The following is a 16,183-nucleotide window of genomic DNA, read 5'->3' as shown; positions in this document are numbered from 1 at the left end:
CGGTCACCCCAGCCGCGCCCATGAGGAGACAGCCGATGAACGAAATTACCAACATCTTTAAATCGCAGGCTCCCGCTCCGGTCTTCGATCAGATCCGGATCTCGATCGCCTCGCCCGAGGACATCCTGTCCTGGTCCTATGGCGAGATCAAAAAGCCCGAGACGATCAACTATCGTACCTTCAAGCCCGAGCGCGACGGCCTGTTCTGTGCGCGCATCTTCGGACCGATCAAGGACTACGAATGCTTGTGCGGCAAGTACAAGCGAATGAAGTACAAGGGCTTGATCTGCGAAAAGTGCGGCGTGGAAGTGACGCTTGCAAAGGTTCGCCGCGAGCGCATGGGCCACATCGAACTTGCGGCTCCCGTTGCGCACATCTGGTTCCTGAAGTCGCTGCCCTCGCGCATCGGCTTGCTGATGGACATGGCGCTGAAGGATCTCGAGCGCGTTCTTTATTTCGAGAACTACATCGTCATCGAGCCGGGCACGACGCCGTTCGCTGAGCGCCAGCTGCTGACGGAAGAACAGTACAACCAGGCGATCGACGAGTACGGCGCAGACACCTTCACCGCCGGCATTGGCGCCGAGGCGATCCGCGAGCTTCTGTCCGCCATGGACCTGCCGAAGATCGCGCAGGATCTCCGTCAGGAGATCGCCGAGGCGACGACGGAGCTGAAGCCGAAGAAGCTCGGCAAGCGCCTGAAGGTCATCGAAGCCTTCATGGAATCGGGCAACCGTCCGGAGTGGATGATCCTGACGCAAGTTCCGGTCATCCCGCCGGAACTGCGTCCGCTTGTTCCGCTCGATGGCGGCCGCTTTGCGACGTCGGACCTGAACGATCTCTATCGCCGCGTCATCAACCGTAACAACCGCCTGAAGCGGCTGATGGAGCTGCGCGCGCCGGATATCATCATTCGCAACGAAAAGCGCATGCTGCAGGAGGCCGTCGACGCTCTGTTCGACAACGGCCGTCGCGGCCGCGTCATCACCGGCGCCAACAAGCGTCCGCTGAAGTCGCTCGCCGACATGCTGAAGGGCAAGCAGGGCCGCTTCCGTCAGAACCTGCTCGGCAAGCGCGTCGACTACTCCGGCCGTTCGGTCATCGTTGTCGGTCCGGAACTCAAGCTGCACCAGTGCGGCCTGCCGAAGAAGATGGCGCTTGAGCTGTTCAAGCCCTTCATCTACGCGCGCCTCCAGACGCTCGGCCAAGCCGCGACCGTAAAGCAGGCGAAGAAGCTCGTCGAAAAGGAAAAGCCCGAGGTTTGGGACGTCCTCGACGAAGTCATTCGCGAGCATCCGGTGATGCTGAACCGCGCCCCGACGCTTCACCGTCTCGGCATTCAGGCGTTCGAGCCACAACTCATCGAGGGTAAGGCGATCCAGCTTCACCCGCTGGTTTGCGCTGCCTTCAACGCAGACTTCGACGGCGACCAGATGGCCGTGCACGTTCCGCTGTCGCTCGAAGCGCAGCTCGAAGCGCGCGTCCTGATGATGTCGACGAACAACATCCTGCATCCCGCGAGCGGCCAGCCGATCATCGTGCCGTCGCAGGACATCGTGTTGGGTCTGTACTATCTGTCGATGATGCGCGACGGCGAACCCGGCGAAGGCATGATGTTGGGCTCGATCAACGAGGTGCTTCACGCCCTTGAATCGAAGTCCGTCACGCTGCACGCCAAGATCAAAGGCCGCTATCACGCGATCAATGATGAGGGCGAGGAAGTCTCGGAGATCCACGAGACGACCCCGGGCCGTCTGCTTCTCGCACAGCATCTGCCGAAGATGCCGGGCATGAAGTTCTCGATGGCGAACCAGCTTCTGACGAAGAAGAACATCTCCGGTCTGATCGATTTGGTCTACCGTAACTGCGGTCAGAAAGAGACGGTCATCTTCTGCGACCGGATCATGGCGCTCGGCTTCCACCACGCCTTCAAGGCTGGCATCTCGTTCGGTAAGGACGACATGCTCATCCCGGAGACGAAGGAGAAGATCGTCGAGAAGACCAACGTCGAGGTCCGCGACTTCGAACAGCAGTATCAGGACGGCCTGATCACGCAGCTCGAGAAGTACAATAAGGTCGTCGACGCTTGGTCGCGCTGCACCGATCAGATCGCCAAGGAAATGATGGACCGCATTTCGGCGGTTCAGAAGGACGCTACGACCGGACGCGAACGTCCGATCAACTCGGTCTACATGATGAGCCACTCGGGCGCGCGCGGTTCGCCGGCGCAGATGAAGCAGCTCGCCGGTATGCGCGGCCTCATGACGAAGCCTTCGGGCGAAATCATTGAGACGCCGATCATCTCGAACTTCAAGGAAGGCCTGTCGGTTCTCGAGTACTTCAACTCAACCCACGGTGCCCGTAAGGGTCTTGCAGACACCGCCTTGAAGACGGCGAACTCGGGCTACCTCACGCGTCGTCTCGTCGACGTCGCGCAGGACGCCATCATCTCCGAGGTCGATTGCGGAACCGATGCCGGCATTAACGTGCAGGCAGTCGTCGATGCCGGTCAGGTGATCGTGTCGCTCGCGGCGCGTTCGCTGGGCCGCACGGCAGCCGAAGACATCAAGCACCCGACGACGGGCGAGATCATCGTCGCCAACGGCGAACTGATCGAAGAAAAGCACGCCGATCTCATCGGCAAGGCCGAGCTTCAGGAAGTTCGTATCCGTTCGGTGCTGACCTGCGAGACGGTCAACGGCGTGTGCGCCAAGTGCTACGGCCGCGACCTTGCTCGCGGTACGCCGGTCAACATTGGTGAAGCTGTCGGCGTCATCGCCGCACAGTCGATCGGTGAGCCGGGCACGCAGCTGACGATGCGTACGTTCCACATCGGCGGCACGGCCAACTTGGTCGACTCGTCCTTCATCGAGTCGAACTTCAACGGCACCGTGAAGCTGAAGAACCGTGCGATCGCCAAGGACTCGAAGGGCCAGAACGTCGCGACAAGCCGCATCATGTCGGTCATCATCGTCGACCAGACGGGCAAGGAACTCGCGACCCACAAGATCAGCTACGGCTCGCGCATCTTTGTCGATGAAGGCGATACCGTGAAGCGCGGCACCAAGATCGCGCAGTGGGATCCCTACACCCGTCCGATCCTGTCGGAAGCCGACGGCTTCGTCGACTTCGAAGACTTGATCGAAGGCTCGTCGGTCCGCGAACAAACCGACGAAATGAAGGGTACGTCGAACCGGGTCATCATCGACTGGCGCACGTCTCCGAAGGGCTCCGAGCTGAAGCCTGCCATCGTGATCAAGGACTCGAAGGGCAAGCCGATCAAGGTCGCGCGCGGCGGTGACGCTCGCTACCTGTTGTCGGTTGAAGCCGTTCTGTCGGTCGATCGCGGCACGGAAGTGAAGGCGGGCGACGTTCTTGCTCGTATTCCGACGGCGTCGGCGAAGTCCGGTGACATCACCGGCGGTCTACCGCGCGTCGCGGAACTCTTCGAAGCCCGCCGTCCGAAGGATCACGCGATCCTCGCGGACATCTCGGGTACAGTTGAGTTCGGCAAGGACTACAAGAACAAGCAGCGCATCACGATCAAGCCGGACGATGAGTCGGCCGAGCCGGTCGAATACCTGATCCCGCGTGGCAAGAGCCTTGCTGTTCAGCCTGGCGATCGCGTTGAACGTGGCGATTTCGTGTACGACGGCAACCCGGCGCCGCACGACATCCTGGCGATCAAGGGCGTCGAGGAACTCGCGAACTACCTGATCAACGAGATCCAGGACGTCTATCGACTGCAGGGCGTGACGATCAACGACAAGCACATCGAAGTCATCGTTCGTCAGATGCTGCAGAAGGTTGAAGTCACCGACGCCGGCGAGACCGAACTCATCAAGGGTGAGCAACTCGATCGGATCGAGTTCGAGGAAATCAACGCAGCCGCTCAGAAGGCCGGCAAGCGTGCGGCGTCCGCGAACCCGGTTCTGCTCGGTATCACCAAGGCTTCGCTGCAGACGCGCTCCTTCATCTCGGCGGCGTCCTTCCAGGAGACAACGCGCGTGCTCACGGATGCTGCCGTCAACGGCAAGTCCGACACGCTCGAAGGTCTCAAGGAGAACGTCATCGTCGGCCGTCTCATTCCGGCCGGTACGGGCGGCATGCTGCGTCAGCTCCGCAAGGTCGCGATGCAGCGTGACGATCTCATCGCCAAGGAAAAGGCGAAGACTTCGAACCTGCCGTCGCCTGATGGCGCCTCAGGCCCGGCTGGACGCCGTCGCCGTCGCCCGGCAGAGGAAGCAGCGGAGTAATCTCCGCTCGCTTCTTAAGAGCATTCTAATGCCAACGGCCGCCTCTCGGGGCGGCCGTTTTCATTTGTTGAGAACCGTTTCCTCGCCCTTGTCTCGACGGGCCATTTCTTATCTGTAGGGGCGGCGCAATGGGTCCTCGGCTGAAGCCGCGGATGACACCTCGAAATTTCCTCGGGAGAGGGCTGCCGACCGGCGCAAAGCAGCCTGGACGATGCGAGTCCTCTTTAAAAATTTTCAGCGATTCCCATTTAAGTGCGGTGCCCACCCAAAAATTTGGTTTTCCGTCGGTTTTAAAGCGTTCTGCGCGCCCGAGCCGACAACAGGTCGCAGGTTCGGTTTGCCTTATGACGGCGAATTCGGCGAAAATAATTTCGCAACCCTGCGGCGCGCCTGTTGACCAATATGGCGGGTGTGTATATAGCTCCGCCCACTCTCACGGGTTGGTGGTAGGTCGCTCGGCGCTTCAAGCGCCTATTTTGCTCCTAAACGCTCCCGTTCATAAAGCAGAGCATATCGACGGGCCATGATCTGTCACCCCAAAGGGCGGCACGATCCTCTGGTTTTTTCTTGCTAGGGGCGAACTTCGCGCACCTGGCAGGTTTGCTTGGCGCATTTCCGCTGTCGGGAATGTGTCCCGAAGTCAGGATTGGGCGAATGCCGACGATACAGCAGTTGATCCGGAAGCCCCGGGTAAAGCCAGTCTACCGCGAGAAGTCGCGCCACATGGAAGCGTGCCCGCAGAAGCGTGGTGTCTGCACGCGCGTCTACACGACGACCCCGAAGAAGCCGAACTCCGCTCTGCGTAAGGTCGCCAAGATCCGGCTGACCAACGGCTACGAGGTGATCGGCTACATCCCGGGCGAAGGTCATAACCTTCAGGAGCACTCCGTGGTGCTGATCCGCGGCGGCCGCGTGAAGGACCTTCCCGGCGTCCGCTATCACATCATCCGTGGTGTGCTTGATACGCAGGGCGTCTCGGCGCGTCGTCAGCGGCGTTCGAAGTACGGTGCGAAACGGCCGAAGTAATCGGTCTCGTCCGGGCCGGCGGTGTCGGCCTGTAAGATTTAAAGAGAATTCGAAGCGAAGGGCCTGTCAGGATGTCTCGTCGTCACGCGGCGCAAAAGCGGGAAGTGATCCCGGATCCGAAGTTCAACGACGTCGTCGTCACCAAGTTCATGAACGCGGTGATGGAGCACGGCAAGAAGTCGGTTGCAGAACGCATGGTCTATGGCGCGTTCGAAAAGATGGAACAGCGGGGTAAAGCGAACCCGATCGATCTTTTCCGTCAGGCGCTCGACAACGTCATGCCGTCGGTTGAGGTTCGTTCGCGTCGCGTCGGCGGTGCCACGTATCAGGTTCCGGTCGAAGTTCGTAACGAGCGCCGTCAGGCTCTGGCGATCCGCTGGTTGATCTCCGCTGCTCGCGCTCGCAATGAGTCGACGCTGATTGACAAGCTCTCGGGCGAATTGCTCGACGCCGCGAACAATCGTGGCACTGCAGTTAAAAAGCGCGAAGACACGCACAAGATGGCTGAAGCCAACCGCGCCTTCTCGCACTACCGCTGGTAGGACAAGTTACAAGGATTTCGAGGCAGACATGGCCCGGCAATACCCGATCGAGGATTATCGCAACTTCGGCATCATGGCTCACATTGATGCTGGCAAGACGACCACGACCGAGCGAATCCTCTACTACACCGGCAGGTCCTATAAGATCGGCGAAGTCCATGACGGCGCCGCGACGATGGACTTTATGGATCAGGAAGCTGAGCGCGGCATCACGATCACGTCGGCCGCGACGACCTGTTTCTGGACCGGCCGTGACGGCAAGAAGCGCCGCCTGAATATCATCGACACCCCAGGCCACGTCGACTTCACGATCGAAGTCGAGCGTTCGCTGCGCGTGCTCGACGGCGCTGTTTGCGTTCTTGACTCGAACCAGGGCGTCGAGCCGCAGACGGAAACCGTCTGGCGTCAAGGCGACAAGTACAACGTTCCGCGCATCATCTTCGCCAACAAGATGGATAAGATCGGCGCCGACTTCTACATGTGCGTCGACGACATCAAGGCGAAGCTTGGTGCACGTCCGGTTCCGATGCAGATTCCGATCGGTGCTGAGTCGAATTTCCAGGGTGTCATCGATCTCGTTAAGATGAAGGCCATCACTTGGGACGGTGACGGCAAGGACGCGAAGATGGTCGAGGGCGAAATCCCGGCCGACCTCGTCGACAAGGCGAACGAATATCGCGCCGCCATGATCGAAGCTGCCGTCGAAATGGACGACGCGGCACTCGAGGCATTCCTCGAAGGCAAAGAGCCGGACGAGGACACGCTGCGCAAGCTCATTCGCAAGGCGACCGTCAAGGGCGCCTTCTACCCGATGTTCTGTGGCTCGGCCTTCAAGAACAAAGGCGTTCAGCCGCTGCTCGACGCGGTCGTCGACTATCTGCCGTCGCCGCTCGATCGCGAAGCCTACAAAGGCATTGATCCCAAGACCGGTGACGAGCTGCTCCGCAAGCCGTCGGACACCGAACCACTGGCCATGATCGCCTTCAAGATCATGAGCTTCGAGCATGTCGGCTCGATCACGTTCTGTCGCATCTACTCGGGCAAGCTCGAGCAGGGCATGGCGCTTGCGAACACGACGCGCGATAAGAAAGAGCGCGCCGGCCGCATGTACCTGATGCACGCCGCGGATCGTGAAGAAATCAAAGAAGCCTATGCTGGCGACATCGTCGCTCTGCAGGGTCTGAAAGACACGCGCACGGGCGAAACGCTTTGCGATCCGCAGAAGCCGGTCATTCTCGAAAAGATGGACTTCCCGGAGCCCGTCATCGAGATGAAGGTCGAGCCGAAGACGAAGGCCGACCAGGAAAAGATGGCGATCGCGCTCAACACGCTGTCGCTGGAAGATCCCTCGTTCCGGGTCTCGGTTCACCCAGAGTCGGGCGAGACGATCCTCAAGGGCATGGGCGAGCTTCATCTCGACATTAAAGTCGACATCCTGAAGCGGACCTACGGCGTCGAAGCCACGACGGGCGCTCCGCAGGTCGCCTATCGCGAAACGCTCGCGCGCCCGGCAGACATCGACTACACGCACAAGAAGCAGACCGGCGGTACGGGTCAGTTTGCTCGCGTCAAGCTCAAGCTCGAGCCGAACGAAGTCGGCAAGGGCAACGAGTTCACGACCTCGATCGTCGGCGGTACGGTTCCGAAGGAATACATCCCCGGCGTCGAAAAGGGCGTGAAGTCGGTCTGGGACAACGGCATGCTCATCGGCTTCCCGATGGTCGACATGAAGGTCAACCTTTATGACGGCGCCTTCCACGAAGTGGACTCGTCCGCGATCGCCTTCGAAATCGCGACGCGTGCGGCCATGAAGGAAGGCTGCGAGAAGGCTGGCGTTAAGATCCTCGAGCCGGTCATGGACGTCGAGGTTGTGTCGCCGGGCGAATTCGTCGGCGGCATCATCGGCGACATCAACTCGCGGCGCGGGCAGATCCGTACTCAGGAGATGCGCGGCAACGCGACGGTCATCCGTGCGTTTGTCCCGCTCGCGAACATGTTCGGTTACATCAATACGCTGCGTTCGATGTCGACGGGTCGTGCGCAGTACTCGATGCAGTTCGCACACTATGCGGACGTGCCGCGCAACGTGGCGGATGAGGTCAAGGCCAAGTACGCCTAAGAAGTTGAACCTGGCCGGCGAGAGTATCCGTCCGCTGGGTTCTAAAAAATGAAGCCTGAAATTCCCGGATCGAAAGAGTCGGGACCTGATAGTAGGACTAAGGAGAGCCAACGATGGCGAAGGCAAAATTCGAGCGGAACAAGCCGCATTGCAACGTCGGTACGATCGGACACGTCGACCACGGCAAGACAACGCTGACCGCAGCCTTGACGAAAGTTTCGGCCGACCGCGGCTGGACGGCGACTTCGATCGCCTATGACGAAGTTGCCAAGGCTTCTGAAAGCCAGGGCCGTCGCGACCCGACGAAGATTCTGACGATCGCCACGTCGCACGTTGAATACGCGACCCCGAACCGTCACTATGCGCACGTCGACTGCCCCGGCCACGCCGACTACGTCAAGAACATGATCACCGGTGCAGCCCAGATGGACGGCGCGATCCTCGTTGTGTCGGCCGTTGACGGCCCGATGCCGCAGACGCGTGAGCACATCCTTCTCGCTCGCCAGGTCGGCGTGCCGAAGATCGTTGTCTTCTTGAACAAGTGCGACATCGTCGAAGACGAAGAGCTCCTCGACCTCGTCGAAATGGAAGTTCGTGAACTTCTCTCGAAGTACAACTTCCCGGGCGACGACACGCCGGTCATCCGCGGTGCAGCCGTCAAGGCCCTCAACGGTGAGAAGGGCCCGCTCGCTGACGAAGCGATCATCAAGCTGTACGAAGCCATGGACGAGTACATCCCGATCCCGGAGCGCCCGAAGGATCAGCCGTTCCTGATGCCGATCGAAGACGTGTTCTCGATCTCGGGTCGCGGCACCGTCGTCACGGGCCGTATCGAGCGTGGCACCATTAAGGTTGGCGAAGAAGTCGAAATCGTCGGTCTTCGCGACACGCAGAAGTCGGTTGTCACCGGCGTCGAAATGTTCCGCAAGCTGCTCGACTCGGGTGAAGCTGGCGACAACGTCGGCTGCCTCCTGCGCGGTATCGACAAGGAAGCTGTCGAGCGCGGCCAGGTTCTCTGCAAGCCGGGCTCTGTGAAGCCGCACAAGAAGTTCGCTGCTGAGGCCTACATCCTCAACAAGGAAGAGGGTGGCCGTCACACGCCGTTCTTCACGAACTATCGTCCGCAGTTCTACTTCCGCACGACCGACGTGACGGGCACTGTTAAGCTCGCCGAAGGTACGGAAATGGTTATGCCGGGCGACAACGTCTCGGTCGAAGTCGAGCTCGTTCAGCCGATCGCCATGGAAGAGAAAGTTCGTTTCGCTATCCGCGAAGGCGGCCGTACGGTCGGCGCGGGCGTTGTTACGAAAATTATCGAGTAGAAGGCATTTCCGGGGAAGCGTTCTGAATAGCGCGCTTCCCCAAATCTTTTTGCGAGAAGTGAAAGCACAAAGCCATGCACGGCCAAAACATCCGCATCCGGCTCAAGGCGTTCGATCATCGTATTCTCGATGCATCGACCCGCGAGATCGTGAACACGGCGAAGCGTACCGGTGCTGAAGTTCGCGGTCCCATCCCGCTGCCGACGCGCATCGAACGCTTTACGGTCAACCGTTCGCCACACATCGACAAGAAGAGCCGCGAGCAATTCGAGATGCGGACCCACAAGCGTTTGCTCGACATCGTCGATCCGACGCCGCAGACGGTCGACGCATTGATGAAACTCGACCTCGCCGCAGGCGTCGACGTCGAGATCAAGCTCTAAACAAGAACTTCCGGGCCCTCTGGCGGTAACGCGAATGGCCCTAACGATAGGAAGGAATGCAAATGCGTTCCGGAGTGATAGCACAGAAGATCGGTATGACCCGGATCTTCACCGACGCGGGCGAACACATCCCCGTCACGGTGCTGCGTCTTGAGAACCTCCAGGTTCTCTCGCACCGCACCGAGGAGAAGAACGGCTATACCGCCATCCAGGTCGGCGGCGGCACGAGGAAGCCCTCGCGTCTGACGAAGTCCGAGCGCGGCACCTTTGCGAAGGCCGAAGTCGAACCGAAGCGGAAGATCGCAGAGTTTCGTGTCAGTCCTGAGAACCTCATCGATGTTGGCGCGGAAATCACCGCAGACCACTTCGTTCCGGGCCAGTTCGTCGACGTGACGGGCACCACCCAGGGTAAAGGTTTCCAGGGCGCCATGAAGCGCTGGAACTTCGGCGGTCTGCGCGCCACCCACGGCGTCTCGGTCACGCACCGTGCTCACGGTTCGACCGGTCAGCGCCAGGATCCTGGTAAGGTCTTCAAAGGTAAGAAGATGGCCGGCCACTTGGGCGACGAGCGCGTCACGACGCAGAACCTCGTTGTTGCCAAGATCGACAAGGAGCGCGGCCTCGTGATGGTTCGCGGTGCTGTCCCCGGTTCCAAGGGTGGCTGGGTTGTCGTTCGCGACGCCGTGAAGAAAGCTGCGCACGCTGATGTTCCGAAGCCTGGAGCATTCAAGGCGCGTGGCGAAGCGAAGAAGGAAGGCGCGTGATGAAAGCCGAAGTTACCAGCCTCGATGCCGGTAAGTCCGGCGACATCGAGCTTGCCGACGACATTTTCGGTCTTGAGGTCCGCAACGACCTCATCCACCGCATGGTGCGCTACCAGACGCTGAAGCGCATGGCCGGTACGCATCATGCTCAGGACCGCTCGGAAGTCGCGGTCACGGGCAAGAAGATGTACAAGCAGAAGGGCACCGGCGGTGCTCGTCACGGCGACAAGTCGGCTCCGCAGTTCCGCGGTGGCGGCAAGGCGTTCGGACCGAAGCCCCGCTCGCATGCCATTGAGCTGCCGAAGAAGGTGCGCGCTCTGGCGCTCCGTCACGCGCTCTCCTCGAAGGCGAAAGCCGGCGAGATCGTCGTGATCGACAAGGCGACCTCTGCCGAGGGCAAGACGACCGCGCTGAAGGCGCAGTTCGCCAAGCTGTCGCTTGAGAATGCGCTGATCATTGATGGTGCCGAGCTCGAAGTGAATTTCACGCGCGCTGCTCGCAACATCCCGAACATCGACGTGCTCCCGATTCAGGGCATCAACGTCTACGACATTCTCCGTCGTAAGAAGCTGGTGCTGACCCGGGCCGCCGTCGCCGCGCTGGAGGAGCGCTTCAAATGACGATCAAACGCTCCGCATACGACGTCATCGTTGCGCCGGTCATCACGGAAAAGGCGACGCTCGCCTCCGAGGCCAACCAGGTGATCTTCAAGGTCAAGCCTGACGCGACGAAGACCGAGATCAAGTCGGCGGTCGAAGGCCTGTTCAAGGTCAAGGTGAAGGCCGTCAACACGATCGTCCGCAAGGGCAAGCAAAGAACGTTCAAGGGCATCAAGGCCGTCTTGAGCGATACGAAAAGGGCGGTCGTGACGCTCGAAGATGGTCATTCCATCGACGTGACGACGGGGCTCTGAGGATAAGTCATGGCGCTTAGAACATACAACCCAACGTCGCCTGGTCGCCGTCACCTTATTCAGGTCGACCGCTCGACGCTCTGGAAGGGCAAGCCGCTCAAGACGCTCGTCGAGGGCAAGACGAAGACCGGTGGTCGCAACAGCGACGGCCGTATCACGTCGCGCCACATCGGCGGCGGCGCGAAGCAGGCCTACCGCAAGATCGACTTCCGTCGCCGGAAGTTCGACGCGCCGGCCAGTGTCGAGCGCCTTGAATACGATCCGAACCGCACCGCGTTCATCGCCCTCATCAAGTACGAGGACGGCACGCAGGCTTACATCCTGGCGCCGCAGCGTCTGGGCGTCGGCGACACGGTCGTCTCGGGTCCGAAGGTTGACGTGAAGCCCGGCAACGCCATGCCGCTGTCGGCCATGCCGATCGGCACGATCGTTCACAACGTCGAGATGAAGCCTGGCAAGGGCGGTCAGGTCGCACGTTCGGCAGGCTCATTCGTTCAGCTCGTCGGCCGCGACTCGGGCTACGCCGTTCTGAAGCTCAACTCGGGTGAAACCCGCAAGGTCAGCGCCGAATGCATGGCGACTGTCGGTGCGGTTTCGAACCCCGATCACATGAACACAGTCGTTGGCAAGGCGGGTCGCACTCGTCTGCTCGGCCGTCGTCCGACCGTTCGCTCGATTGCTATGAACCCGGTCGATCACCCCAACGGTGGTCGTACGAAGGGCGGTAAGCACTGGGCAACGCCGTGGGGCAAGCCGACCAAGGGCTTCAAGACACGCAAGAACAAGACGACCACGAAATATATCGTCCGCTCGCGCCAGAAGGCGAAGAAGAAGTAGTAGCGGCGCTCTGAAGGAGATTCGACTTTGACACGTTCAGTATGGAAAGGTCCGTTCGTCGACGGCTACCTCCTCAAGAAGGCGGAGAAGTCGCGTTCGTCCGGCCGCAATGAGGTGATCAAGATCTGGAGCCGTCGCTCCACGATCCTTCCCCAGTTCGTCGGCCTGACCTTCGGCGTGCACAACGGCCAGAAGCACATCCCCGTCGCTGTGACGGAAGACATGATCGGCCACAAGTTCGGTGAATTCGCTCCGACCCGTATTTTCCACGGCCACGGCGGCGACAAGAAAGCGGTGAAGAAATAATGGGCAAGCCAAGTCATCAGCGCCGCCTCGCTGACACCGAGGCTCAAGCGGTTGTCAAATCGCTGCGCATTTCTCCGCAGAAGCTGAACCTCGTCGCGGGCCTGATCCGTGGCAAGAAGGTCGATCAGGCGCTCGCTGAGCTTGAATTCAGCGAGAAGCGCATCGCGGGCGACGTCCGCAAGTGCGTGATGAGCGCCGTTGCGAACGCTGAGAACAACCACGCACTTGACGTCAACGATCTGATCGTTGCTGAAGCCTACGTCGGCAAGAACCTGGTCATGAAGCGTTTCCACGCTCGTGGCCGTGGCCGCGGCGCCGCGATCCTGAAGCCGTTCTCGCAGCTCACCGTCGTCGTCCGTCAGGTCGAAGAGGAAAAGGCCGAGAAGAAGAAAGCTGCAAAGAAGTCCGCGCCGAAGGCTGCGGCCAAGGAGGCCAAGTAATATGGGTCAGAAAGTCAATCCCGTCGGCCTTCGCGTTGGCATCAACCGGACCTGGGACAGCCGCTGGTTCGCCGCTCGCGGTGAATACGGCAGGCTGCTTCATGAAGACCGCGCCATCCGCGCCCACATCATGAAAGAGCAGCGCGAAGCCGGCATCTCGAAGGTCGTCATCGAGCGTCCGCACAAGAAGTGCCGCGTCACCGTCATGACGGCGCGTCCCGGCATCCTGATTGGCAAGAAGGGCGAGAAGATCGAGCGTCTGCGCGCCGATCTTGCGAAGCTGACGAGCTCGGAAGTTCACCTGAACATCCTCGAGATCCGCAAGCCAGAAATCGACGCCACGCTGATCGCCGAAGGCATCGCTCAGCAGCTTGAGCGCCGCGTTGCGTTCCGCCGCGCGATGAAGCGCGCTGTTCAGTCGGCTCTCCGTCTCGGCGCCGTCGGCATCCGTATCAACGTCGCCGGCCGCTTAGGTGGCGCTGAAATCGCCCGCACCGAATGGTATCGCGAAGGCCGCGTGCCGCTGCACACGCTTCGCGCCGACATCGATTTCGGCTACGGCGTTGCACGCACCGCTTACGGCATCATCGGCATCAAGGTGTGGGTCTTCAAGGGCGAGATCATCGAGCACGATCCGATGGCCTCCGACAAGAAGCTCACGGAAATGCAAGAGAGCGGCGCTCCGCGTCCGCGTCGTGACGATGGCGACCGTCAGGATCGTCGTGATCGTCGTCCGGGCCGCGGTGGACGCGGTGGCCGTGGTGGCGCGGGTGGCGGCAACGCACCGGCCGCTTCCGACGCTACTCCGTCGGCGCCCGAAGCGTAAGGAATTCAGAGGCACACAATGCTGCAACCGAAACGGACCAAGTTCCGCAAGCAATTCAAGGGCCGCATCCACGGCGTCGCTAAGTCGGGCACCACGCTCGCTTACGGCGAAGTGGGCCTCAAGGCCATGGAGCCCGAGCGTCTCACCGCTCGGCAGATCGAAGCTGCGCGCCGCGCTATTGCTCGTCACACGAAGCGTGCCGGCCGCATGTGGCTGCGCATCTTCCCGGACGTGCCGGTGTCGAAGAAGCCTGCCGAAGTCCGCATGGGCTCCGGTAAGGGTTCGCCCGAGCTTTGGGTGGCGCGCGTGAAGCCGGGCCGCATCATTTTCGAGCTTGGCGGTTTGAATCCCCAGGTCGCTAAAGAAGCGCTGGCGCTCGGTGCTGCGAAGCTGCCGATCAAATGCCGCGTCATTACGCGAATTGAATAGGAGTTGAGGAACAGTCATGGCCGACGAATTTAAGGGCATGTCGATCGATCAGCTCGACGACCAGCTGGCGAAGCTGAAGAAGGAGCAGTTCAACCTGCGCTTTCAGAAGGCCTCGGGCCAGCTCGAGAACACCGCGCGCATCCGGACGGTCCGCCGTGACATCGCGCGCGTCAAGACCGCAGCCGTTGCCCGGCGCGGTGGCAGCGTCAAAAAAGGCGCGTAAGGGAGAACGAGATTATGCCGAAGCGCGTGCTGCAGGGTGTCGTGGTATCTGACAAGAACGACAAGACCATCGTCGTTCAGGTCGAGCGTCGCTACACCCATCCGCTGCTGAAGAAGACCGTGCGTCGTACGAAGAAGTACCACGCTCACGATGAATCGAATTCGTTCAAGGTAGGCGACCAGGTCGAAATTCAAGAGACCCGGCCGATCTCCAAGAACAAACGTTGGATTGCCGTCGCGAATTGAGGCATAAGCCTCGCTTCGCTAAGCGATCGAACGCTTACGTAGAGCGCCTTTCAGGCCGTCGGAGAGTTGGGAATTGCCCCAAGACCCCGCGAGCCAGTTGGGAAAATGATGAGATGGGCTTTGAGAGTATGCCTCTCGGAGCCATGAGAGAAGGAATGACGCGATGATCCAGATGGAGAGCAATCTCGACGTCGCCGACAATTCTGGCGCGCGCCGCGTCCAGTGCATCAAGGTGCTGGGCGGCTCGAAGCGCAAGTACGCGACGGTGGGTGATACCATCGTCGTCTCCGTCAAGGAGGCGATCCCGAAGGGACGCGTCAAGAAGGGCCAGGTGATGAAGGCCGTCATCGTCCGCGTCGCGAAGGGCATCCGCCGCGCCGACGGTTCGCTGATCCGCTTCGATCGCAACGCCGCTGTGCTGGTCAATGCCAACGGCGAACCCGTCGGCACCCGCATCTTCGGACCCGTGACGCGTGAGCTTCGCGCCAAGAACCACATGAAGATCGTATCGCTTGCGCCGGAGGTCCTCTGATGTCGGCTTTTAAAATCAAGAAGGGCGACAACGTCGTCGTCCTCGCCGGCCGCGACAAAGGCAAGCGCGGTGAGGTGATCGAGGTTCGCCCGAAAGAACACCGCGCCCTCGTGCGTGGCGTCAACATGGTGCGCCGTCATCAGCGCCAGTCGGCGACCCAAGAAGGCGGCATCATTTCCAAGGAAGGTCCGATCGACCTCTCGAACATCGCGCTCGAGGATCCCAAGGACGGCAAGCCGACCCGCGTCGGCTTCAAGGTCCTCGCCGATGGCAAGAAGGTCCGCGTCGCGAAGCGCTCGGGCGAGCAGATCCCGGAGAAGAACTAAGCCATGGCTAAGGAAGAAAAAAAATCCGCAAAGCCGCAGGGCGGCGCTGCCCAGGGCGGTGACAAGAAGGCGAAGGCCGACAAGAAGGCCGCTTCGTCCGAACCGCGTGCGCCTGCTGCGCCGCGTCCGGCCGATTATAAGCCGCGCATGAAATCGCATTACGAGAAGGTCGTCCGCAACGCTCTCAAAGAGAAGTTCGGCTACGCCAACGTGATGCAGATTCCGAAGATCGAAAAAGTCGTCATCAACATGGGCGTTGGCGAAGCCGTCAACGATCGCAAGAAAGTTGACGTCGCAGCTTCCGATCTCGCGCTCATCGCCGGTCAGAAACCGGTCGTTACCCGCGCCCGCAAGGCCATCGCAACGTACAAACTGCGCGAAGGCATGGCGATCGGCGCCAAGGTAACGCTCCGCGGCGACCGCATGTACGAATTCCTCGACCGGTTCGTCACCATCGCGCTGCCGCGCGTGAAGGACTTCCGTGGTCTGAACCCGAAGAGCTTCGATGGCCGTGGCAACTACGCGACCGGCCTGAAGGAGCACCTCGTGTTCCCCGAAATCGACTACGACAAAGTCGACAACGTTTTGGGCCTCGACGTGATCGTTTGCACGTCGGCCAAGACCGATGACGAAGCCCGTGAATTGCTCAAGGGCTTCAACTTCCCGTTCCGTAGCTAGAGGACCTCGGCACTCA

At 60.6% G+C, this 16,183-nt stretch carries 19 protein-coding genes; all 19 read left to right on the top strand.

Annotated elements, in window-relative coordinates; all coding sequences use genetic code 11:
- The first annotated feature begins 35 nt into the window (after positions 1-35).
- The 19 genes from rpoC (at position 36) to rplE (ending at position 16,167) form a co-directional block, all read left to right on the top strand.
- Positions 36-4,256, top strand: a complete 4,221-nt coding sequence (gene rpoC, locus RLW41_RS00285) for a DNA-directed RNA polymerase subunit beta' (RefSeq protein ID WP_414463045.1) — start codon at positions 36-38, stop codon at positions 4,254-4,256.
- A 654-nt stretch (positions 4,257-4,910) separates the two neighbouring features.
- Positions 4,911-5,282 (top strand): 30S ribosomal protein S12, encoded by a 372-nt coding sequence (rpsL, locus tag RLW41_RS00280; RefSeq protein WP_013948196.1) that lies wholly within the window; start codon positions 4,911-4,913, stop codon positions 5,280-5,282.
- A gap of 71 nt (positions 5,283-5,353) precedes the next feature.
- Positions 5,354-5,824, top strand: a complete 471-nt coding sequence (rpsG, locus tag RLW41_RS00275; protein ID WP_013948195.1) for a 30S ribosomal protein S7 — start codon at positions 5,354-5,356, stop codon at positions 5,822-5,824.
- Positions 5,825-5,852: 28 nt separating this feature from the next.
- Complete coding sequence (gene fusA, locus RLW41_RS00270) at positions 5,853-7,943, top strand: elongation factor G (RefSeq protein WP_409560371.1); 2,091 nt, start codon at positions 5,853-5,855, stop codon at positions 7,941-7,943.
- 113 nt (positions 7,944-8,056) lie between these two features.
- The gene (gene tuf, locus RLW41_RS00265; RefSeq protein ID WP_013948193.1) at positions 8,057-9,265 is read left to right on the top strand and encodes an elongation factor Tu; all 1,209 of its coding nucleotides are present in this window, start codon (positions 8,057-8,059) and stop codon (positions 9,263-9,265) included.
- 74 nt (positions 9,266-9,339) lie between these two features.
- The gene (gene rpsJ, locus RLW41_RS00260) at positions 9,340-9,648 is read left to right on the top strand and encodes a 30S ribosomal protein S10 (protein ID WP_013215045.1); all 309 of its coding nucleotides are present in this window, start codon (positions 9,340-9,342) and stop codon (positions 9,646-9,648) included.
- A gap of 62 nt (positions 9,649-9,710) precedes the next feature.
- A complete protein-coding gene (gene rplC, locus RLW41_RS00255) occupies positions 9,711-10,412 on the top strand; it encodes a 50S ribosomal protein L3 (protein WP_013948192.1) in 702 nt (233 codons plus the stop codon).
- On the top strand, positions 10,412-11,032 hold the full coding sequence (rplD, locus tag RLW41_RS00250; protein WP_013948191.1) for a 50S ribosomal protein L4: 621 nt from the start codon (positions 10,412-10,414) through the stop codon (positions 11,030-11,032). Before rplC ends, rplD begins: the two co-directional genes overlap by 1 nt.
- Positions 11,029-11,325 carry a 50S ribosomal protein L23 gene (locus RLW41_RS00245; protein ID WP_409560370.1) on the top strand — a complete coding sequence of 99 codons (297 nt, stop codon included), beginning with the start codon at positions 11,029-11,031 and terminating at the stop codon, positions 11,323-11,325. Before rplD ends, RLW41_RS00245 begins: the two co-directional genes overlap by 4 nt.
- A gap of 9 nt (positions 11,326-11,334) precedes the next feature.
- Positions 11,335-12,162, top strand: coding sequence for a 50S ribosomal protein L2 (rplB, locus tag RLW41_RS00240; RefSeq protein WP_409560369.1), 828 nt, complete (start codon positions 11,335-11,337; stop codon positions 12,160-12,162).
- Positions 12,163-12,189: 27 nt separating this feature from the next.
- Positions 12,190-12,468: a 30S ribosomal protein S19 gene (gene rpsS / locus RLW41_RS00235; RefSeq protein ID WP_013948188.1), complete on the top strand. Its 279-nt coding sequence runs from the start codon at positions 12,190-12,192 to the stop codon at positions 12,466-12,468.
- Positions 12,468-12,908: a 50S ribosomal protein L22 gene (gene rplV / locus RLW41_RS00230; protein WP_409560368.1), complete on the top strand. Its 441-nt coding sequence runs from the start codon at positions 12,468-12,470 to the stop codon at positions 12,906-12,908. Before rpsS ends, rplV begins: the two co-directional genes overlap by 1 nt.
- A 1-nt stretch (position 12,909) precedes the next feature.
- The gene (gene rpsC, locus RLW41_RS00225; RefSeq protein WP_414463044.1) at positions 12,910-13,734 is read left to right on the top strand and encodes a 30S ribosomal protein S3; all 825 of its coding nucleotides are present in this window, start codon (positions 12,910-12,912) and stop codon (positions 13,732-13,734) included.
- An 18-nt stretch (positions 13,735-13,752) separates the two neighbouring features.
- On the top strand, positions 13,753-14,163 hold the full coding sequence (gene rplP, locus RLW41_RS00220; protein ID WP_013948185.1) for a 50S ribosomal protein L16: 411 nt from the start codon (positions 13,753-13,755) through the stop codon (positions 14,161-14,163).
- 16 nt (positions 14,164-14,179) lie between these two features.
- A complete protein-coding gene (gene rpmC, locus RLW41_RS00215; RefSeq protein ID WP_409560366.1) occupies positions 14,180-14,386 on the top strand; it encodes a 50S ribosomal protein L29 in 207 nt (68 codons plus the stop codon).
- Between the two features lie 14 nt (positions 14,387-14,400).
- Entirely contained in the window at positions 14,401-14,631 is a 231-nt protein-coding gene (gene rpsQ, locus RLW41_RS00210; protein ID WP_013948183.1) for a 30S ribosomal protein S17, read from the top strand.
- A gap of 163 nt (positions 14,632-14,794) precedes the next feature.
- Positions 14,795-15,163: a 50S ribosomal protein L14 gene (gene rplN / locus RLW41_RS00205; RefSeq protein ID WP_013948182.1), complete on the top strand. Its 369-nt coding sequence runs from the start codon at positions 14,795-14,797 to the stop codon at positions 15,161-15,163.
- Complete coding sequence (gene rplX / locus RLW41_RS00200; protein WP_013948181.1) at positions 15,163-15,489, top strand: 50S ribosomal protein L24; 327 nt, start codon at positions 15,163-15,165, stop codon at positions 15,487-15,489. The genes rplN and rplX overlap by 1 nt, the downstream gene beginning before the upstream one ends.
- A 3-nt stretch (positions 15,490-15,492) precedes the next feature.
- On the top strand, positions 15,493-16,167 hold the full coding sequence (gene rplE, locus RLW41_RS00195; protein ID WP_414463043.1) for a 50S ribosomal protein L5: 675 nt from the start codon (positions 15,493-15,495) through the stop codon (positions 16,165-16,167).
- Positions 16,168-16,183 lie beyond the last annotated feature (16 nt).

The sequence above is a fragment of the Hyphomicrobium sp. DY-1 genome (assembly GCF_047497105.1).
Lineage (GTDB): Bacteria > Pseudomonadota > Alphaproteobacteria > Rhizobiales > Hyphomicrobiaceae > Hyphomicrobium_B.
Note: the sequence above shows the minus strand (reverse complement) of the source record. Positions and strands in the feature narration are given on the sequence as shown.